This is a genomic window from Cellulosimicrobium sp. AB352 (assembly GCF_049538415.1).
Lineage (GTDB): Bacteria > Actinomycetota > Actinomycetes > Actinomycetales > Cellulomonadaceae > Cellulosimicrobium > Cellulosimicrobium funkei.
Window position 1 is genome coordinate 19,043 of sequence record NZ_JBMVFX010000008.1, and the last position, 19,200, is coordinate 38,242.

Genomic DNA, 19,200 nt, shown 5'->3' on the forward strand with positions numbered 1-19,200 from the left:
GATCGGGACCGAGACCGACGGCCGGCCAGGTGCGAGGCCGGGGGTGGCCGTCCACCTCGACGTCGAGCACGGAGCAGGCACGGTGCTCGTGCTCGGGGTCGTCGCGGCGGTCCTCGTCCTGGCGCTCGCGCTCGCCGGGCTCGCGCAGGCGCAGGCGGCGCGTGGCACCGCGCAGACCGGAGCTGACCTCGCGGCGCTCGCGGCGGCGACGGCGGTCCGCGACGGGTGGGAACCCTGCGGCCGGGCGCGCGAGGCCGCGGCGCGCAACCGGGCCGTGGTCGTCGCGTGCACGGAGCAGGGCGCCGGGGTCGTCCGGGTGGACGTCGAGTCGAGAGCCGGCGTGACGTTCCTCGGCGCCACGCTCGGCCGCGCGACCGCCGCCGCCCGCGCCGGCCCCGCGAGCGCGCGATGAACGGCCGCCACCGGCAGGGGCAGCGGTCCGTCGGGCGGCGCGAGCGTTGTGACCGGCGGGCGCGATCCTTCGTGGGACGGGTGCCGTCAGCGACCGGACGGTACTCGTCCTCGACCCTGCGGAAGTGCCGTGCCCTATCGCGGGATACCTGCGGTCCGCCCCGCGGCGTCGGCGTCGGCGTCGGCCTCGGTCCCGGTCTCGGCGACCGGGGCGTGCGCCAGCACGGCGTCGAGCAGCCGGACGGCGGCGGCCTTCTCGAGCGGGGCGTTGTACGACCCGCACTTGGGCGACTGCACGCACGCCGGGCAGCCGTCGTGGCACGGGCAGCGGGCGATGGCGTCGCGCGTCGCGCGGAGCCAGGTCGCGCCGAGCTCGAAACCGCGCTCGGCGAAGCCGGCCCCGCCGGGGTAGGCGTCGTGGACGAACACGGTGGCCTCGCCGGTGTCGGCGTGCAGCGCGGTGGACACCCCGCCGAGGTCCCAGCGGTCGCACGTCGCGAGGAGGGGGAGCAGACCGATCGACGCGTGCTCGGCGGCGTGCAGCGCGCCGGGCAGCTCGTCGGCGTTGACGCCCGCCTCCTCGATCACGGAGGCGGGGACGGTCCACCAGACCGCCATCGTCGGCAGCGTGCGCTCGGGAAGGTCGAGGGTCTCCGTGCCGAGGACCTGCATGTCGAGGAGGCGGCGGCGCTGGAAGCTCACCACCTGGGAGCACACGTCGACCGGGCCGTAGCCCCAGCCGACCGGGCCCCAGCTGCGCTCGACGACCTCGCGGCCCGTCGCGACGTCCCCGTCGGTGGGCTCGTCGACGATCGTGATGGACGTGGTCGACCGGGACCACGTGCCGTGGTCGACGTCCTGCCGACGCACGAGCGCGACGTGGTCCGCGAGGTCGAGGTGCTCGACGACGTAGGTGCGGCCCTGGTGGACGTACACCGCGCCGTCGTGCACGGAGCCGTCCGCGGAGGCGGCGTCGACGGTCCCGAGCAGCCGGCCGGTGCGCGCCTCGGCGACCCGGACGGGCGCGCCGCCGGAGCCGCGCAGGTCGGTCATGCCCGACGCGGGCTGCGCGTGCGTCCAGTACCAGCCGGAGGCCCGGCGCCGCAGGGCGCCGCGCGCGACGAGCACATCGAGCAGGCCGCGCACGACGTCGGGCGTGCCGAACGCGGCGAGGTCCTCGGACCGCAGCGGCACCTCCGCCGCCGCCGCGCACAGGTGCGGCGCGAGGACGTAGGGGTTCGCGGGGTCGAACACGGTCGCCTCGAGCGGTGCGTCGAACACCGCCTCGGGGTGGTGCACGAGGAACGTGTCGAGCGGGTCCTCGCGTGCCACGAACGCGACGAGGCCGTCGGCGCCCGCCCTCCCGGCGCGGCCCGCCTGCTGCCAGACCGACATGCGGGTGCCGGGCCAGCCGGCGATGAGGACGGCGTCGAGCCCCGAGATGTCGACGCCCAGCTCGAGCGCGTTGGTCGTCGCGAGGCCGAGCACGTCGCCGGTGCGCACCGCGTCCTCGAGCTCGCGCCGCTCCTCGGGCAGGTAGCCGCCGCGGTAGGCGGCGACGCGGCGCACGAGCCGGGGGTCGACGACGCGCACGCTGTCCTGCGTCTGGACCGCGACGGACTCCGCGCCGCGGCGCGAGCGCGTGAACGCGAGCGTGCGGGCGCCCGCGATGACGAGGTCGGCGAGCAGGTCGGCCGTCTCGGCGGTGGCGCTGCGGCGGGGGTGCTCCGGCCCCTCGGCGGGCGTCGCGACCGCCGGGTCGTCGTCGTGGCCCTCGGCGGGACCGTCGTCCGCGGACGCCTCGAAGCCCACCACGACGGGCGGCTCCCACAGGGCGAACGTCTTGCGCCCCGCGGGGGAGGTGTCGCGCGCGACGGTCACGACGTCGTCGGGCTCGACCCCGACGAGCCGGGCCGCGCTCGTGGCCGGGTCGGCGGTCGTCGCCGACGCGACGACGAACGTCGGAGGCGGGTCGCCCTCCCGCGCGTAGTGCGCGGCGAGCCGCCGCAGGCGCCGCAGGACGAGGGAGACGTGCGCGCCGAACACCCCGCGGTAGGCGTGCCCCTCGTCCACGACGACGTACCGCAGGTCCCTCAGCAGCCGCGTCCAGCCGCGGTGGTGCGGCAGGAGCGCGAAGTGCAGGAAGTCCGGGTTCGTGAGGACGACGTCGGCGTGCTCCCGCACCCACCGGCGCTCGTCCTGCGCGGTGTCGCCGTCGCACGTCGCGACCCGCACGTCGCGCGTCCCGGCGGCGTCGAGGAGCCGCTGGAGGCCGGAGAGCTGGTCGGCCGCGAGCGCCTTCGTGGGCGAGAGGTAGAGCACGGCACCACGGCGCGCGACCGACTCGATGCGACCGGGGTCGAGCACGCGCGCCGCGGCGTCGGCGCGGACGGCCGTGAGCGCCGGGAGCCAGAACGCGAGCGACTTGCCGGAGCCCGTGGAGGTCGCGAGCGCGACGTGCCGGCCCGACCACGCGGCGTCGGCGGCCTCCACCTGGTGCTCCCAGGGTCGCTCCACGCCGAGCGCGCGGTACCCGGCGACGAGCGACGCGTCGGCCCATGCGGGCCACTCGCCCTGGGTGCCGGGGCGCGCGGGCAGCTCGCGCACGTGCCGCAGCCGCTCGTCGCGCCGACCGCCCGCGCGCAGCACGTCGAGCAGCGTCGCGCTCGTCGGTCGCGGGGAGGTGGTGGGGGCGTGCAGCACGTCTCCGAGTGTCCCACCTCGGGCCCACGCTTCGGCCGAGGGCCGTGCTCGGGACCTCCGGCCCTCGCGCGGGGAGGGGCGCACGGCCGACGATCGACGCATGGCAGCGTGGCGTGGGGTCCGGGTCCTGACGACGACGGCGCTCGCCGCCGGGGCGCTCCTGCTCACCCGGCGCATGACCCAGACGTGGGGCACGTGGGAGGGCGAGCACGAGTGCGTGCTCCCGGGCGACGACCTCGTCCCCGACGCGCGCGCCGTCGTCGCGACGCGGGCCGTGACGGTCGACGCGCCGCCGGCCGACGTCTGGCCGTGGCTCGTCCAGCTCGGCCAGGGCCGCGGCGGCTTCTACTCCTACGACGCGCTCGAGAACCTCGTTGGCCTGGGCATCCGCAGCGCGGACGCGATCGAGGAGCGCTGGCAGGGCCTCGCGGTGGGCGACGACGTCCACCTGGCCGACGAGGCCGTCCTGCGGGTCGCAGAGCTCGAGCCGGGCTCGCACCTCGTGCTGCTCGGCGCACCCGGGCCCGGGCAGCCGGACACGATGCCGTTCCGGTTCTCGTGGGCGTTCGTCGTGCGACCGCTGCCGCCGGGGTCGGACGGCACCCCGCGGTCGCGCCTGCTCGTCCGCGAGCGGTACCTGCCGCTGGGCGCCGCGGGCCGCGCGGTCGTCGAGGCGGTGCAGCCGGTGAGCTTCCTCATGACGCAGAAGATGCTGCGCGGCGTCCGCGCCCGCGCGGAGCGCCCCTGACTGGTCCCGACCAGGCGATCGCGGCTGCCCGACCAGGCGGTCTTGGCCCGTCCCGCGCCCAGGACGAACCAGAACCGCCTGCTCGGCCGGCGGGGTGGGGGAGACTCAGCCTTGGAAGATCTTGAGCACCGCGCGCGAGAGGTACCACGGGTCCACGACGGCGGTGAGCTCGCGCGCGGAGTGCATCGAGAGGATGGGGACGCCCACGTCGACCGTGCGGATGCCGAGGCGGGTCGCGGTGAGCGGCCCGATGGTCGAGCCGCACGGCACGGTGTTCTTCGAGACGAACTCCTGGCTCGGCACCCCGGCCCGGGCGCAGGCGCGCGCCCATGCCGCGGCGCCGTGCGCGTCGGTCGTGTAGCGCTGGTTCGCGTTGATCTTGAGGATCGGCCCGCCGCCGGCGAGCGGCCGGTTCGCGGGGTCGTGCCGCTCCGGATAGTTGGGGTGCACCGAGTGGCCGACGTCGCTCGACACGCACAGCGACCCCGCGAGCTGACGGTGCCGCTCCTCCTCCGTCGCGCCGAGGCTGGCCGCGACCCGGGCGAGCACGTCCGCGAGGAACGGGCCGGACGCGCCGGAGCGCGACTCCGACCCGATCTCCTCGTGGTCGAACGCGGCGAGCACGGGGATCGTGGCGCCCTCGACGGGCCGGTCGGGCGTGCCCGCGATCTCGAGCAGCGCGACGAGACCGGCGTGCACCGACAGCAGGTTGTCGAGGCGCCCGGACGCGAGGAACGCGCCGTGCGCACCGAACACGCGGGGCGACTGGGTGTCGGCGACCACGACGTCGTACCCGGCGATCTCGCTCGCCCGCACGCCCGCGTGGTGCGCGAGCTCGGCGAGCACGTCCCCGCCGCTCGTCCCGTGCGGCGCGCCCGCGACGTCGGACCCGGCCGGACCGGACGCCGACGCGAGCCCCCACACGGGCTGCGTGTGCTGCTGCTTGTCGAGCGTGAGCCCGTCGTTCGCGGCGCGGTCGAGGTGGATCGCGAGCTGCGGGATGCGCAGCAGGGGGCCCGTGCGCACGAGGTGCTCCTCGCCGTCGGCCGTGACGAGGCGACCGGCGAGCTCGAGCTCGCGGTCGAGCCACGAGTTGAGCAGCGGGCCGCCGTAGATCTCCACGCCCGCCTGCCACCAGCCCTCGCGGCCGACGCTCGGGCGCGGCTTGAGCTTGAAGCCGGGCGAGTCGGTGTGGGCGCCGAGGATCGCGAACGGCGTGGTCGCCGTCGCGCCCGCGGGCACGGCCCAGGCGATCACCGCGCCGTCGCGCACGACGACGTACCGCCCGCCCGCGGGCCCGTCGCCCTCGGTCACCGACGGCCACGCCGCGGTCTCGTCCAGGCGCTCGAAGCCGACGGCCTCGAGCCGGCGCGCGACCTCGTGCGCCGCGTGGTACGACGACGGGGACGCCTCGACGAACGTCGCGAGGTCGTGCGCGTGGGCGAGGGCGCGGTCGTGGAGGGTCGGGTCGGTCACGGGGGTGCTGGGCGTCGACACAGGCTCCACCCTACGCACGCCCAGGAGCGCTCCGTAGGGTGGTCGCGCACCGCGAGAGAGGGAGTCCGCATGACCTGGGTCGTCCTGCCGGGCCTCGCGCTCACGCCCGAGGACTTCGCCCCGCTCGCACGTGCACTCGGCACCGCGTCCGGCACCGACGACGTCCGGGTCCTCGACGCGTGGCGCGTGCCCGTGACGGGACCGGTCGACGTGGTGCGGGAGGGTCTCGGCGTCGGCGGGTCGCGGCCCGTGGACCTCGTCGGGCACTCCGTCGGCGGGCTCACCGCGATCGAGTGGGCGCTGCGGCACCCGGACGAGGTCCGCCGGCTCGTGCTCCTCGACCCGACGAGCCCGTGGGAGGCCCATCTCCCGGCCCTGCACACGGGGCGGGTCACGGCCCGGGCCGGCACCGCGGCGGCGGGCGTGCTCGCGAGCGGCCTCGCCGTGACGGGCGCGACCCTGCGCCGCGTGGGCGTCCGGGTCGTCACGCGCGCCCCGGACCGCCTCCCGCACGACGTCGCGCGCGCCCGCTACGGCTCGCGCGAGGCGTGGACACTGCTCGCCCACCAGTGGTTCGCGAGCTGGGAGCAGGCGCCGCGGGTGCGCGACCTGCTCGACGACGGCCGCCGTCTGCCCGCGGGCGCCGAGCCGCTGCTCGTCACCGGCCTGCGGGCGAGCGCCCGGTTCCTGCGCGCGCAGCGCGAGCTGTCGGACCGGCTCGGGGTGCCGCGCGTCGGGCTCGCGGGGGAGGGCCACCTCTACCCGCTCACCCGGCCCGACGCCGTCGCGCGCCTCGCCACGGACCTCGCCCCGGACGCCGGCGGAGCGACCGCGCGACCGCCGGGCTGACAGGGCCCGGGGCGCCGTCACCGGGTGCGCTCGTGACGTCCTGCACGAGTGGTCGTGACGTACGACACACGTGCGTAGACTCACCCCCATCGCTCCGGCAGGGGACCGGCGCGACGGTCGCGCGGTTCGTCAAGGAGGACGGATGCTCACGCTCGGTACGGAAAGTCTCACCATCGTCGCGGTCATCGCGGCGATCGCCCTCGTGGCCCTCGCCTTCGCGGTCGTGCTGCGCAGACAGGTCCTCGCCGCGGACGAGGGCACGGCGAAGATGCAGGACATCGCCCAGGCGGTGCAGGAGGGCGCCGGCGCGTACCTGAGCCGCCAGTTCCGCACGCTCGCGCTGTTCGCGGCGATCGTCTTCGGCCTCCTGTTCCTGCTGCCGGGCGACGGCGGCATCCGCGTGGGGCGCTCGGTCGCGTTCCTCGTGGGCGCCGGGTTCTCGGCGGCGATCGGCTACCTCGGGATGTGGCTCGCGGTGCGCGCGAACGTGCGCGTCGCGTCGGCCGCGACCCGGCCGGGCGGGCGCTCGGAGGGCGCGCGCATCGCGTTCCGGACGGGCGGCGTCGTCGGCATGTCGGTCGTCGGCCTCGGCCTGCTCGGCGCCGCGGGCGTCGTGCTCGTCTACAAGGGCGACGCCCCGGCGGTGCTCGAGGGCTTCGGGTTCGGCGCGGCGCTGCTCGCGATGTTCATGCGCGTCGGCGGCGGCATCTTCACCAAGGCGGCGGACGTCGGCGCGGACCTCGTCGGCAAGGTCGAGCAGGGCATCCCCGAGGACGACCCGCGCAACGCCGCCACCATCGCGGACAACGTGGGCGACAACGTCGGCGACTGCGCGGGCATGGCGGCCGACCTGTTCGAGTCGTACGCGGTGACGCTCGTCGCGGCGCTCATCCTCGGCAAGGCGGCGATGGGCGAGGAGGGCCTCGTGTTCCCGCTCGTCGTGACGGCCCTGGGCGCGCTCGTCGCGGTGCTCGGCGTGTTCATCACGCGCGTGCGCGGCCAGGAGAACGGCCTCAAGGCCATCTACCGCGGGTTCTACCTCTCGGCGCTCATCGGCGCGGTGCTCGCCGCCGTCGCCGCGTTCGTCTACCTGCCGTCGTCGTTCGCCGCGCTCGACGGCACGGCCGACCTCGGCGACCTGTCCGGGATCGCGGCCGACCCGCGCGTCGTCGCGAGCCTCGCCGTCGTCATCGGGATCGTCCTCGCGGGCATCATCCTGTGGATCACGGGCTACTTCACCGGCACGACGTCGAAGCCCACCCTGCACGTGGCGGCCACCTCGCGCACGGGCGCGGCGACGGTCGTGCTGTCGGGCATCGGGGTCGGGTTCGAGTCGGCCGTGTACACGGCGGGCGTGATCGCCGCGGCGATCTGCGGCCTGTTCCTCCTCGCGGGCGGGTCGGTGTGGCTCGCGCTGTTCCTCGTCGCCCTCGCCGGGTGCGGCCTGCTCACGACGGTCGGCGTCATCGTCGCGATGGACACGTTCGGCCCCGTCTCCGACAACGCCCAGGGCATCTATGAGATGTCGGTCGGCGAGTCGGGCGACGGCGACGCAGAGGCCGCGCAGATCCTCACGGACCTCGACGCGGTGGGCAACACGACGAAGGCGATCACCAAGGGCATCGCGATCACGACGGCCGTCCTCGCGGCGACGGCCCTGTTCGGGTCGTACGCCGACGCCGTGAGCCACGCGCTCGCGGACGTGCAGGGCGTCGGGAGCGGTCTCGTCACGGCGATGCTCGACTACCAGATCATCTCGCCGATCACGCTCGTGGGCGTGATCCTCGGCGCCGCGACCGTGTTCCTCTTCTCGGGCCTCGCGATCGACGCGGTGACGCGCGCGGCCGGGGCGATCGTGTTCGAGGTGCGCCGCCAGTTCCGCGAGCACCCCGGGATCATGACGTTCCAGGAGCGCCCCGAGTACGGCCGGGTCGTCGACATCTGCACGCGCGACTCGCTGCGCGAGCTCGCGACCCCCGGTCTGCTCGCCGCGTTCGCGCCCATCGCCGTCGGCTTCGGCCTGGGCGTCGGGCCGTTGGCCGGCTTCCTCGCGGGCGCGATCGGCGCGGGCGTGCTCATGGCCGTGTTCCTCGCCAACTCGGGCGGCGCGTGGGACAACGCGAAGAAGATCGTCGAGGACGGCGCGTACGGGGGCAAGGGCTCGGAGGCGCACGCCGCGACCGTCATCGGCGACACGGTCGGCGACCCGTTCAAGGACACCGCCGGCCCGGCGATCAACCCGCTCATCAAGGTGATGAACCTCGTGTCGGTGCTCATCGCGCCCGCGGTCGTGCTCATGAGCGTGCCCGAGGACGCGAACCACGTCCTGCGCATCGCGATCGCGGTCGTCGCGGCGGCCATCGCGTTCGGCTCGGTGATCATGTCGCGGCTGCGTGCGGCGCGCGTCGACCGCGAGGAGTCCGCCGTCGAGCGGGAGCGCGTCGCGACGGGCGCCTGACGCCCGGCCACCGCAGACGACGGAGGGCGCCCGGGTCGACCCGGGCGCCCTCCGTCGTGCGCGGGACTAGCCCGCGACGGTGAACGACGCGCGCAGGAGCGCGTCCTCGCGCGAGGACGGCCCGACGCGCAGCTCGAACTCGCCCGGCTCGACGACGCGGCGCCCATGCGCGTCGACGAGCGTGCAGTCCGCCACGGGCACCTCGAGGCCGACGGTCGCCGACTCGCCCGGCGCGAGGTCCACCTTGCGGTAGGCCTTGAGCTCCTTCTCGGCCCACGTCACCGACGTGACGGTGTCGCTCACGTAGACCTGGACGTTCTCGCGCACCGGGCGCGACCCGGTGTTCGTCAGCGTGACCTCGGCGCGCACGACGTCGTCGGGCCCGTGCTCCGTGCCGAGCACCCGCAGGTCGGCGTACTCGACGGTCGTGTAGCTCAGGCCCTCGCCGAACGCGAACGCGGGGCTCTGCGTGAGGTCGGCGTAGCGGACGCCGTGCTGGCCGCGGACCACGTTGTAGTAGGTCGGCTGCTGGCCCGCGTGGCGCGCGAACGAGATCGGGAGCCGGCCCTCGGGCTCGATCAGCCCGAGCACGAGCTCGGCGACGGCCTGGCCGCCGCGCATCCCGGGGTTGGCCGCCCAGACGACCGCCGCCGCCGCGTGCGCCGACGGCGGGAGGACGAGCGGCTTCGACGCGACGACGACCACGACCACGGGGGTGCCGGTGGCGACGAGGGCGTCGAGCAGCGCGACCTGGCCGCCGACGAGCTCGAGCGTCGCGGTCGAGCGCCCCTCGCCCACGAGCTCGATGCGGTCGCCCACCACGGCGACGGCGAGGTCGGCGTCGCGCGCGGCGGCGACGGCCTCGGCGATCAGCGCGTCGTCGGGCGCCGCCGGGACGACGACCTGCGGCCGCGGCTGCCCGTCGGGGAACAGCTCGCCCTCCGGGTCGGGCGCGAGCGTGAGGATGTCGGCGCCGCGCGCGTGGGTCACGGCCCAGCCCTCCGGGGCGAGCGCGCGGAAGCCGTCGAGCACGGTCGTCGTCATCTCGCGCGGGTGGCCGTCCGGCAGCCAGTCGGCCTGGCCCGACGCGCCCGCCCAGTCGCCGAGCTGCGTGTGGTCGTCGTCCGCGTTCGGGCCGACGACGGCGATCGTCCGGGCGGGCGCCCCGGCCGGGGCGAGGGCCCGGCCGTCGGGCGTGCCGGCGTCGCGGTCGAGCCCGCCCGCGAACGGGAGGGTCCCGTCGTTGGCGAGGAGCACGAGGGAGCGGCGCGCGACCTCGAGGTTCACCGCGGAGTGCCCAGCCGACGCGATGACCGCCTGCTGGCGCGCGACGTCCGGCCGCCGCGGGTCCTCGAACAGGCCGAGGCGGAACTTGAGCGTGAGGATGCGCCGGACGGCGGCGTCGATCGCCGCCTCCTCGACGAGGCCGCGGTCCACCGCCTCGAGCGCGCCCTCGAAGAAGCGCGGAGTCGTCATGACCATGTCGTTGCCGGCGCGCACGGCCGCGGCGGACGCGTGCACGTAGTCGGGCTGGATGTGCTGCTCCCAGACCATGCGGCCCACGTTGTCCCAGTCGGTGACGAGCGTGCCGGTGTACCCCCACTCGCCGCGCAGGACGTCGTCGAGCAGCCAGCCGTTCACGGTGACGGGCACGCCGTCCATGGACTGGTAGCCGAGCATGAACGTGGCGCAGCCCTCGCGCGCGACCCGCTCGAACGGGGGCAGGAACCAGGACCGGAGCTTGCGCTGCGAGATGTCGGCCTCGCTCGCGTCGCGCCCGCCCTGCGTCTCGGAGTAGCCCGCGAAGTGCTTCGCCGTAGCGAGGACGCCCGTCGGGTCGGACAGCCCGTCGCCCTGGTAGCCGCGGACCATCGCGGACGCGAGCTCGCCGATGAGGAACGGGTCCTCGCCGAACGTCTCGTCGACGCGGCCCCAGCGCAGGTCGCGGGCGATGCAGAGCACGGGGGAGAAGGTCCAGTGGACGCCGGTCGCGGCGACCTCGACCGCGGTCGCGCGCGCGACCTGCTCCACGAGCGCGGGGTCCCACGTCGCGGCCATGCCGAGCTGCGTGGGGAAGATCGTCGCGCCGACCCAGAACGAGTGGCCGTGGATGCAGTCCTCGGCGATCAGCAGGGGGATGCGCAGCCGCGTCCGCCCGGTGAGCTCGTGCGCGGCGAGGACGTTCTCCGGCGACGTGTGCAGCAGCGAGCCCGCGTGCTTCTCCAGCACCGCGGGGCCGACGCCGTCGCGCGCGTCGAGCTGGAGCATCTGTCCGACCTTCTCGGGCAGCGTCATGCGGGCGAGGAGGTCCTCGACGCGGTCGGCCACGGGCACGGCGGGGTCGAGGTAGGGCAGGGTGCTCAAGGACGGTCCTTCCACGGCGGCGGCGACGGCACCCGGCGGCGCCGCGGGTGCGGGCACGGCGTCGGCGGACCGGGCGCCGTCACTCTACCGGAAACCAAGTAACTGGTCAGTAAGTTTGCGCCGTCAGTGCCAGTGGTCGAGGAAGCGGGCGACGGTCCGCGTCGCGTGGTCGAGCACGTGGCCGTCCTCCGCGGCGGCCCCCGAGAGCAGCGCCGCGTCCACGACGTGCGCGACGAGGTCGGTGTCGGTCACGTGCCCGTGGCCCGACGCGTCGAGCACCGTCCGTGCCGCCGCAAGCAGGCGCGGGCGCGACGCGCGCATGATCGGCCGCAGCGCCGGGTCCCGCATGGCCGTGAGCATGGGGTCGAGGCGCACGTCGACCACCGAGTCGTCCACGTGCGGGGCGTACAGCGTCTCGATGAGCTCGCGCGCCGTCGCGGCGCTCGAGCGACGCCGGTGGGCGAGGGCGTCGGCGTGCTCCTGCGCGGCCGTCGCGCGCACGTCCTCCGCGGCCTCGACGGCGGCGGCGACGAGCGAGGCGCTCGTCGGGAAGTAGTACGACGCCGACCCCTGCGGCACGCCCGCGGCGCGGGCGACCTGCCGGTGGGTCACGGCGGCGAAGCCCTGGTCGATGAGCAGGTGCGCGGCGGCGTCGACCATCGCGCGCTGTCGCTCCGCGCTGCGCCCCTGCACCGTGGTGCGTGCGCCCCGCGCGCCGCTCGTCGCCGACCGGTCCCGGGCACCCGCAGCGTCGTCCACGCGGCCATCGTAGTGAGGAATAACCTATACGCTCGTATGGTTATCGCCCTCGGACCGCGAGCGCGGCCCGTGGAACGAACGAGGAGTGGAGAAGGATGGTCGCCGCCGAGGGGCTCGTCATCGACTGGGCACAGATGCCCACCTACAACACCGTGATGTCCGTCGCCGTCGGCGCCGGGCTGATCCTGCTGGTCATGCTCGGCCGCGAGCTCCTGCGGGCGCCCGGGAAGATCGTCGTGGAGGGCTGGTCGCTCGCGTTCGGCGTGCTGGGCACGATCCTCACGGCGACCGGGCTGCACATGACGCTCACGTGGCCGCTCGCCGCGGGCGGCTTCCCGTTCGACAACATCATCTTCGGCGAGACGAGCCTCGCGTTCGGCGTGCTGCTCCTCGCCGCCGCGTTCTACCTCTGGACCCGCGGCCGCGCCGCGCTCGAGCGGGCCGACGCCACCGAGCACCTGCAGGCCGTCGCGCGCCCCGTCTCGGTGTTCGTGCTCGGCATGGGCCTCGGCCTCGTCGCCATCGCGATCGCCGGCGTGACGTACCAGCTCTTCGCCGCGCCGCCGGAGGAGCCGATCTCCGGCGCGTTCGCCGCCTACCCGCTCGTCGAGGCGATCTTCATGTCCGGGCTCATCGCGCTCGTGGGCGTCGGCGCGATCCTCTTCCCGTTCGCGGTCCGCTCCGGGCGGCGCGTCGTGCGGGTCGTCATCGGGTGGGCCTGGGGCCTGTCCGGCGTCGCGTTCCTGCTGTTCGGCGCGATGAACTTCTTCACCCACATCGGTCTCATCGTCAACACGATGGGCTGACGCCGCGGCGACCCCGAGGACCCCGCCGGCCGGCAAGGCCCGCGGGGTTCTTCGCGCCCGCGGGAGGCGTCATCATAGGGGCCATGCAATCACCGGTGCGCGCCGTGGCCCACGCCGCGGTCCTCGCCGTCGTCGCCGGGCTGTGCCTCGCCGTCGTCGCGAGCGGGGCGTTCGACGTCGTGTCCCTCCCGGGCGCAGCGCCCGCCGCCGCACCGCCCCCGCCCGCCGCACCCGCGGCGTCGTCCCCGGGTGCCGGGAACGACGCGGACGACGGCGCGGCACCCGCCGACGGCACGGACCCCGAGACGTCGGACCCCGCCGCGCCCGACGACGGCACGGACCCGGGGGCGGGCGCCGTCGACCCGGCGTGCCGGGAGGCGGAGGTCGCGTGGGGCGCGGCGGCCAAGGCGCAGGTCAACCTCACGGTCGACCACCCCGAGGCGCTCGTCGAGGGGTTCACCACCGCCCGCGACACGCTCGCCGGGGCCACCCCGCCCGCGGCGGTCGCGCGCGACTGGGCCGTCGTCACGACCTACCTCACGATGATCGCGGACGAGGTCGAGGCCACCGGCACGCGGGACACGGGCGAGCTGTCGCGGGCGATCGACCGCGTGGGGCGCCGGATCGACACGGCGGCGCTCACGTCGTCGTCCCGGGCCGTCACCGATTACTTCCGGGCCGGCTGTGCGCGCTGACCGGCACCCGCCGGAACTTCACCCCGTGGCGATGGCCACATGGGGAGCGGTCCCCACTTCGAGGCTTTGAGGGCGCGCGACGCGCGTCCGTGGGAAACCATGGGCGTCATGCGCACCCGACTGACGATCACCAAGACCACGACCGCCCTCGCGACGAGCGCCCTCCTCGTGCTCGGCCTGGCCGCCTGCGGTGGCTCCGGCGACGACGCGAGCACCGACTCGGAGACCACGCCTGCGGAGGAGACCAGCACGTCGGCCGAGGAGGAGACCACCCCGTCCGAGGAGCCCACCGAGGAGGAGTCCGGCGACACCGAGGCGTCGGGCGACTTCTGCACCGCCTACGACGCCCTGCTCGACGCCCAGACGACCCTGAGCTCGATCGACACGAGCGACCCGGCCGCCGCCGTGACGCAGTTCGAGACGTTCACCGCGTCGCTCGAGGCCGCCGAGGCCCCGGCCGAGATCAGCACCGACTGGGACAACGTCACGGGCGTCTTCCGCCAGCTCACCGACACGCTCGAGACCGCGGTCGACGACCCGGCCAACGCCGACACCTCCTCGATCATGTCGCTCATGACGGACGAGACCTTCCAGACCTCGGCGCAGAACGTCGCGGTCTACGGCACGCAGAACTGCTGACGACGTCGTCCCCCACGGACCCCCGGCACGCCTCGGCGCGCCGGGGGTCCGTCGCGTCCGGGGCGGCGCGGGCCCTCGGCCGCCGCGCGCGGATCGGTGAGGATGGAGCCATGCCTCCCGCCACCAGCACCCCGAGCCCGTCGTCGCGCACCGCCGCGGACGGGCCCGGCCCCGTCCCGCCCGGCGCGGGCCTCGCCTTCGCCGACCTCGCGGCCGCCGCGGCGACGCTGCGCGAGGACCTCGCGGCGGCGGGCTTCACGGTCGACGGCGTCGAGCGCGTGCTCGGTCCCGTCGCGTCCGCCGCGCTGCACCGCGAGCAGGCCGTCCCGGCGCGGCGCGCGCTGCGCGACCGCGGTCGGGAGGGGGCCGACCCCACGGCCGCTCTCGCCGCCCTCTTCCTCCTCGGCGACGACGTGCCCCGGCGCGCCCTCGACGCGGCGCTCGGGCGCACGGGGGTCGACGGCGCACGGCGGCTGGGTCTCGTCGAGGCGGCGGGCGCGGGCGACGACGACGCGGTGCGCGCGCTCGTCGACCTGCGGCCGTACGCGGCGACCGACGCCGCGGGCCCCGTCACGTGGTGGCTGTCGTCGGACCTGGGCGAGCTCGCGACGGGTCGCCGGCTCGCCCCGGACCACGTGCTCGGTGCGGGCGGCGCGTCCCTGACCCTCGCCCAGGTGACGGTCCGGACGCCGGTCGGGCGCGTGCTCGACCTCGGGACAGGTTGCGGCATCCAGGCCCTGCACGCCGCGCGGCACGCGCGCGCGGTCGTCGGCACGGACATCTCGCGCCGGGCGCTCGGCTTCGCCGCGTTCAACGCTGCGTTCAACGCCGCGTTCGACGAGGACTCCGGCGACTCCTCGGCGGCCGGGCCCGGAGGCGCCGCACCGGCCGGGCGGGTCGAGCTGCGCGAGGGCTCGATGCTGGAGCCGGTCGCGGGCGAGCGGTTCGACCTCGTCGTGTCGAACCCGCCGTTCGTCATCACCCCGCGCGCCGGCGGGGGCGCGCTCCCGGACTACGAGTACCGCGACGGCGGCCGGTCGGGCGACGACCTCGTGCGCGACCTCGTGACCGGGGTCGGCGCCGTGCTCGAGCCCGGCGGCGTGGCGCAGCTCCTCGGCAACTGGGAGCACCGCCGGGGCGTCCCGTGGGACGAGCGCGTCGGCGCGTGGCTCGACGAGGCCGGCCTCGACGGCTGGGTGGTCCAGCGCGAGGTGCTCGACCCCGCGGAGTACGCGGAGACCTGGATCCGCGACGGCGGCACGACCCCCGAGCGCGAGCCCGCGGCGTGGGCGGCGGCGTACGGCGCGTGGCTCGACGACTTCGCCGCGCGCGACGTGGAGGCCGTCGGCTTCGGCATCGTCACGCTGCGTCGTCCGCTCGCGGGCGCGCGCCCGACGCTGCGGCGGCTCGAGGAGCACACCGGGTCGGTGCGCCAGCCGCTCGGCGCGCACCTCGCGGCGTCGCTCGCGGCGCACGACTGGCTCGCGGCGCGCGACGACGCGGCCCTCGCGGGCGAGCGGCTCGCCGTCGCGCCCGACGTCACGGAGGAGCGGTTCCACACGCCCGGCGCGCCCGACCCCACGGTCGTCCTGCTGCGCCAGGGCGACGGCCTGGGCCGCGCCGTGCGGGCGACGACGGGGCTCGCCGCGCTCGTCGGCGCGAGCGACGGCGAGCTGACGGTCGGGCAGCTCGTGGGGGCGATCGCCGCGTTGTTCGAGGTCGGCGCCGAGGACCTCGCGGGCGAGCTCCTGCCCGACGTGCGCGGGCTCGTGCGCGACGGCTTCCTCGCACCCGTGGGCTGACGCGCGCGACACGCCCCGGCCGCACCGATACGTTGGGGCGGCATGGACCTCGAGGTGCGGCACCTGCGCATGATCGTGACGGTGGCCGAGACGGGCAGTGTGACCAAGGCGGCGGCGTCGCTGGGCCTCGCGCAGCCCGCCCTCACCGCTCAGCTCAACCGGATCGACCGCACGCTCGGCGGGTGCGTCTTCACGCGCGACCGGCAGGGCGCGCGCCCCACGGAGCTCGGCGAGCTCGTGCTGCGGCACGCGCGCGTCGTGCTGCCCGCCATGTCCGCGCTGGTCGACGACGCCCGGCGGCTCACCAGCGAGCACGGCACGGTCGGCCGCGTGCACGTGGGGACGGTGAGCTCCGCGATCGGCGGCCTGTTCGCGAGCCGGCTGCACACCGCGCTGCCCGGCGCGCTGGGGGTCGACGACCTGCTCGTCACGACGGCGACGTCGTGGTCCGTCGAGGAGACCGCGGACCGGCTCGCGAGCGGGACCCTCGACGTCGCGCTCGTCGGCATGTGCGGCGACGCGTCCCCGCCCGCGGCGGGGGGCCTGGTGTGGACGGCGGTGTCCACCGACCCGGTGTTCGTGCTCGTCGACGAGTACCACCCCGTCGCGGGGCGCGACGCCGTCGGTCTGGGCGAGCTCGCCGACGCGCTGTGGCTCACGGCCCCCGGGAGCGGGTGCTTCGAGCGCTGCTTCGTCGGGGCGTGCGCGCGGGCGGGCTTCACGCCGCGCGCGATGGGGGAGTCGGACCGCACGTCGTGCATCGACCAGGTGCGCGGCGGGCACGCGGTCGCGCTCGTCCAGCCCGTGCTCCTCGACGCCCCCGGCGTGCGGACCGTCGCGATCGAGGGCGCCCCGCTGCGCTGGACGCACCACGTGGGGTGGCGGCGCGACGCCGTCGACCGCCTCCCGGTCGACGCGGTCCTGCGGGCCGCGACCGGCGCGCACCGCGACGCCGTCCAGCGCTCGCCCCGCTACCGGCGGTGGCGCGCCGAGCACCCGGTGGAGACCGCGTAGGGGCGAGCCCCCACATAGCGCCCGCGTATGACCTGATCGTGATCTGGGCGCCCCCTGGACGTGTCCCTAGCGTGGCCTCGACCGGGCCACCCGGGCCCGGCGAAGGGAATGGACGACATGACACGACCACTCCGCAGGAGGCTCGCCGCGGTCACCGCCGCGGCGACGCTCCTGGCGGGCGGGGCCGCGACGCACGCCGTCGCCGCCACGCCCGCACCCGACGACCAGCGCGCGACGGTGCGCGCGGTCCCCAAGACGGCCCCCGGCCTGGAGCGCGCGCTGGAGCGCGACCTGGGCCTCAGCGCGCGGGACGCACGGACGCGCCTCGCCTTCCAGTCCGACGCGGCGGGCACCGAGGCCGCGCTCGAGCGGCGCCTCGGCGCCGACTACGCGGGCGCGTGGGTCGACGACGCCGCGAACGTCCTCTACGTCGGCGTCACCGATGCCGCCGACGCGCGCACGGTGCGCGCCGAGGGCGCCACAGCGGTCGACGTCGACCACACGCTCGCCGACCTCGAGACCTGGCGCGCGACGCTCGACGGCGCGCTCGCCGACGACCCGGCGGCGCTGCCGGGCTGGTACGTCGACGTGACGCGCAACCGCGTCGTCGTCTCGGTGCGCGAGGGCGGCCAGGCCGACGTCGCCGCCCAGGTCGCCGCCGCGGGCGTGCCCGCCGACGCGGTCGCGTACGAGGAGACGACGGAGTCCCCGCGGCCGCTGATCGACGTCGTGGGCGGCAACGCGTACACGATCGGCGGCGGCAGCCGGTGCTCCGTCGGGTTCGCGGTCCAGGGCGGGTTCGTCACCGCCGGGCACTGCGGCTCGACCGGCGCGCGCACGTCCGGGCCGGCGGGCACGTTCCGCGGGTCGAGCTTCCCGGGCAACGACTACGCGTGGGTCCAGGTCGACGCGGGCAACACGCCCGTCGGCGCGGTGAACAACTACGCCGGGGGCCGCGTCGCGGTCGCGGGCGCGACGCAGGCGCCGGTCGGAGCCTCCGTCTGCCGCTCGGGCTCGACCACCGGCTGGCACTGCGGCACCGTCCAGGCGTACAACGCGTCCGTCACCTACCCGCAGGGGACCGTCACGGGCCTCATCCGCACGACGGTGTGCGCCGAGCCCGGTGACTCCGGCGGCTCGCTCCTCGCGGGCAACCAGGCGCAGGGCGTCACGTCCGGCGGGTCCGGGAACTGCAGCTCCGGCGGGACGACGTACTTCCAGCCGGTCGGCGAGATCCTCTCGGCGTACGGCCTGACGCTCGTCACGAGCGACGGCGGGGGCGGCACGCCGCAGCCGCCGACGGGCTGCAGCGGCTACGCCCGCACGTACACCGGGTCGCTCGCCGCGGGCACGACGGCCGTCCAGCCCAACGGGTCGTACTACACGGCGGGGGCCGCCGGGACGCACCGCGCGTGCGTGAGCGGTCCGAGCGGCGCCGACTTCGACCTCTACCTCCAGCGCTGGAACGGGTCGACGTGGGCGACGGTCGCGCAGTCGACCTCCCCGGGCGCGAACGAGTCCGTCTCCTACTCGGGGGCCGCGGGCTACTACCGGTTCGTCGTCCAGGCGTACTCCGGCTCGGGCGCCTACACGCTGGGGGCGACGACGCCCTGACCCGCCCGCCGCGCGCCGAGCACGAGGTTGCCGTCGTTCCCGTCCGCTTCCCGGGAGCAGCCTCGTGCTCGGCCGCGTGGGCCGTCAGGCCAGCAGCGCCGGGCCGTACTTGAGCAGCACGAGGGCGGCGAGGCCCACGAGCCACGCCGCGACGAGGTAGCCGTACGCCCCCGACCGCACGAACCCGAGCAGGCGCGCCTGGGCGCCGCGCGGCAGGTAGAGGTTGTCCTCCAGGACGTTCCAGTGCAGGAGCGACGCGAACACGAGCGTCGTGGAGACCGTGATGAGCAGGCACCACGGGCACAGCGCCCCGATGACGAACATCGACTGGTAGAAGAGCCAGTACGCGAACACGACCCCGAGCAGGTACACGCACTGCGCGGCGAAGAGGAACCACCGGGGGAAGCGGGTCCCGCCGAGCGCCGCGACCGCCGTCGTGATGACGATCGGCTCCGCGACGAGCCCGAGGAACGCGTTGGGGAAGCCGAACACCTGCGCCTGCCACGACTGCGCGACCGTCCCGCACGACAGCACGGTGTTGACGTCGCACGACAGCACCGCGCCGGGGTCCCCGGCGAGGAGGACGGCGTCGTACGACAGCACGAACGCCGCCGTGAGGCTGAGCAGCCCGAACAGCAGCATCTCGCCGAACAGCACGCCGCGGGAGTGGGTCCAGCCGGTGGGCCGGGCGAAGGGGTCGAAGCCCGCGTCCGGCGTGGGGCCCGACGCCGTCGGGCCGGGCGAGCGGGCGTCGTCCGCGAGCGCGGTGGTCGTTCCGGTCACGGGCGGTCCTCGGGTCCGCGGGGCCCCGCCGGAGAGGTCCGGCGGGCGGGGCAGAAGG

General features: G+C 75.9%; 15 protein-coding genes. 10 read left to right on the plus strand and 5 right to left on the minus strand.

Features of this window, described 5'->3' with window-relative positions:
- Window positions 1-43: 43 nt before the first annotated feature.
- The gene (locus ACPCUX_RS07615; RefSeq protein WP_163185851.1) at window positions 44-412 is read left to right on the plus strand and encodes an Rv3654c family TadE-like protein; all 369 of its coding nucleotides are present in this window, start codon (window positions 44-46) and stop codon (window positions 410-412) included.
- Between the two features lie 134 nt (window positions 413-546).
- On the opposite strand, the gene ACPCUX_RS07620 is transcribed toward ACPCUX_RS07615, so the two are convergent.
- Window positions 547-3,114 carry a DEAD/DEAH box helicase gene (locus ACPCUX_RS07620; RefSeq protein WP_423388470.1) on the minus strand — a complete coding sequence of 856 codons (2,568 nt, stop codon included), beginning with the start codon at window positions 3,112-3,114 and terminating at the stop codon, window positions 547-549.
- Between the two features lie 100 nt (window positions 3,115-3,214).
- Between ACPCUX_RS07620 and ACPCUX_RS07625 the strand changes: the two genes are divergently transcribed.
- Window positions 3,215-3,862 carry an SRPBCC family protein gene (locus tag ACPCUX_RS07625; protein WP_423388471.1) on the plus strand — a complete coding sequence of 216 codons (648 nt, stop codon included), beginning with the start codon at window positions 3,215-3,217 and terminating at the stop codon, window positions 3,860-3,862.
- Between the two features lie 105 nt (window positions 3,863-3,967).
- Here ACPCUX_RS07625 and ACPCUX_RS07630 read toward each other — a convergent pair whose 3' ends face one another.
- Window positions 3,968-5,359, minus strand: coding sequence for a M18 family aminopeptidase (locus ACPCUX_RS07630; RefSeq protein WP_396049381.1), 1,392 nt, complete (start codon window positions 5,357-5,359; stop codon window positions 3,968-3,970).
- Window positions 5,360-5,428: 69 nt separating this feature from the next.
- On the opposite strand from ACPCUX_RS07630, the gene ACPCUX_RS07635 reads away from it, so the two are divergent.
- Complete coding sequence (locus tag ACPCUX_RS07635) at window positions 5,429-6,208, plus strand: alpha/beta fold hydrolase (RefSeq protein ID WP_085386542.1); 780 nt, start codon at window positions 5,429-5,431, stop codon at window positions 6,206-6,208.
- A gap of 142 nt (window positions 6,209-6,350) precedes the next feature.
- Window positions 6,351-8,666, plus strand: coding sequence for a sodium-translocating pyrophosphatase (locus ACPCUX_RS07640; RefSeq protein WP_423388472.1), 2,316 nt, complete (start codon window positions 6,351-6,353; stop codon window positions 8,664-8,666).
- A gap of 66 nt (window positions 8,667-8,732) precedes the next feature.
- Here the strand turns inward: ACPCUX_RS07640 and ACPCUX_RS07645 are convergent, their stop codons facing one another.
- Together ACPCUX_RS07645 and ACPCUX_RS07650 are read right to left on the minus strand one after the other, a co-directional pair.
- Window positions 8,733-11,030, minus strand: a complete 2,298-nt coding sequence (locus ACPCUX_RS07645; protein WP_423388473.1) for a glycoside hydrolase family 3 N-terminal domain-containing protein — start codon at window positions 11,028-11,030, stop codon at window positions 8,733-8,735.
- Window positions 11,031-11,153: 123 nt separating this feature from the next.
- Window positions 11,154-11,789: a TetR/AcrR family transcriptional regulator gene (locus ACPCUX_RS07650; protein WP_423388474.1), complete on the minus strand. Its 636-nt coding sequence runs from the start codon at window positions 11,787-11,789 to the stop codon at window positions 11,154-11,156.
- Window positions 11,790-11,884: 95 nt separating this feature from the next.
- Between ACPCUX_RS07650 and ACPCUX_RS07655 the strand changes: the two genes are divergently transcribed.
- From ACPCUX_RS07655 to ACPCUX_RS07680, 6 genes are all read left to right on the plus strand, one after another.
- The gene (locus ACPCUX_RS07655) at window positions 11,885-12,595 is read left to right on the plus strand and encodes a DUF981 family protein (protein WP_021482095.1); all 711 of its coding nucleotides are present in this window, start codon (window positions 11,885-11,887) and stop codon (window positions 12,593-12,595) included.
- 83 nt (window positions 12,596-12,678) lie between these two features.
- Complete coding sequence (locus ACPCUX_RS07660) at window positions 12,679-13,290, plus strand: hypothetical protein (protein WP_144721555.1); 612 nt, start codon at window positions 12,679-12,681, stop codon at window positions 13,288-13,290.
- 108 nt (window positions 13,291-13,398) lie between these two features.
- On the plus strand, window positions 13,399-13,929 hold the full coding sequence (locus tag ACPCUX_RS07665) for a hypothetical protein (RefSeq protein ID WP_144721557.1): 531 nt from the start codon (window positions 13,399-13,401) through the stop codon (window positions 13,927-13,929).
- A 110-nt stretch (window positions 13,930-14,039) separates the two neighbouring features.
- Window positions 14,040-15,731 carry a DUF7059 domain-containing protein gene (locus ACPCUX_RS07670; protein WP_423388475.1) on the plus strand — a complete coding sequence of 564 codons (1,692 nt, stop codon included), beginning with the start codon at window positions 14,040-14,042 and terminating at the stop codon, window positions 15,729-15,731.
- Between the two features lie 42 nt (window positions 15,732-15,773).
- Window positions 15,774-16,745, plus strand: a complete 972-nt coding sequence (locus tag ACPCUX_RS07675; protein ID WP_423388476.1) for a LysR family transcriptional regulator — start codon at window positions 15,774-15,776, stop codon at window positions 16,743-16,745.
- A 117-nt stretch (window positions 16,746-16,862) separates the two neighbouring features.
- Entirely contained in the window at window positions 16,863-18,359 is a 1,497-nt protein-coding gene (locus tag ACPCUX_RS07680) for a S1 family peptidase (protein WP_034652773.1), read from the plus strand.
- 84 nt (window positions 18,360-18,443) lie between these two features.
- Here ACPCUX_RS07680 and ACPCUX_RS07685 read toward each other — a convergent pair whose 3' ends face one another.
- The gene (locus ACPCUX_RS07685) at window positions 18,444-19,142 is read right to left on the minus strand and encodes a vitamin K epoxide reductase family protein (RefSeq protein WP_232322624.1); all 699 of its coding nucleotides are present in this window, start codon (window positions 19,140-19,142) and stop codon (window positions 18,444-18,446) included.
- Window positions 19,143-19,200 lie beyond the last annotated feature (58 nt).

Coding starts and splice junctions, on each gene's coding strand:
- ACPCUX_RS07625 (WP_423388471.1), top strand. CDS start 3,215: ATGGCAGCGTGGCGTGGGGTCCGGGTCCTGACGACGACGGCGCTCGCC.
- ACPCUX_RS07635 (WP_085386542.1), top strand. CDS start 5,429: ATGACCTGGGTCGTCCTGCCGGGCCTCGCGCTCACGCCCGAGGACTTC.
- ACPCUX_RS07640 (WP_423388472.1), top strand. CDS start 6,351: ATGCTCACGCTCGGTACGGAAAGTCTCACCATCGTCGCGGTCATCGCG.
- ACPCUX_RS07655 (WP_021482095.1), top strand. CDS start 11,885: ATGGTCGCCGCCGAGGGGCTCGTCATCGACTGGGCACAGATGCCCACC.
- ACPCUX_RS07660 (WP_144721555.1), top strand. CDS start 12,679: ATGCAATCACCGGTGCGCGCCGTGGCCCACGCCGCGGTCCTCGCCGTC.
- ACPCUX_RS07665 (WP_144721557.1), top strand. CDS start 13,399: ATGCGCACCCGACTGACGATCACCAAGACCACGACCGCCCTCGCGACG.
- ACPCUX_RS07670 (WP_423388475.1), top strand. CDS start 14,040: ATGCCTCCCGCCACCAGCACCCCGAGCCCGTCGTCGCGCACCGCCGCG.
- ACPCUX_RS07675 (WP_423388476.1), top strand. CDS start 15,774: ATGGACCTCGAGGTGCGGCACCTGCGCATGATCGTGACGGTGGCCGAG.
- ACPCUX_RS07680 (WP_034652773.1), top strand. CDS start 16,863: ATGACACGACCACTCCGCAGGAGGCTCGCCGCGGTCACCGCCGCGGCG.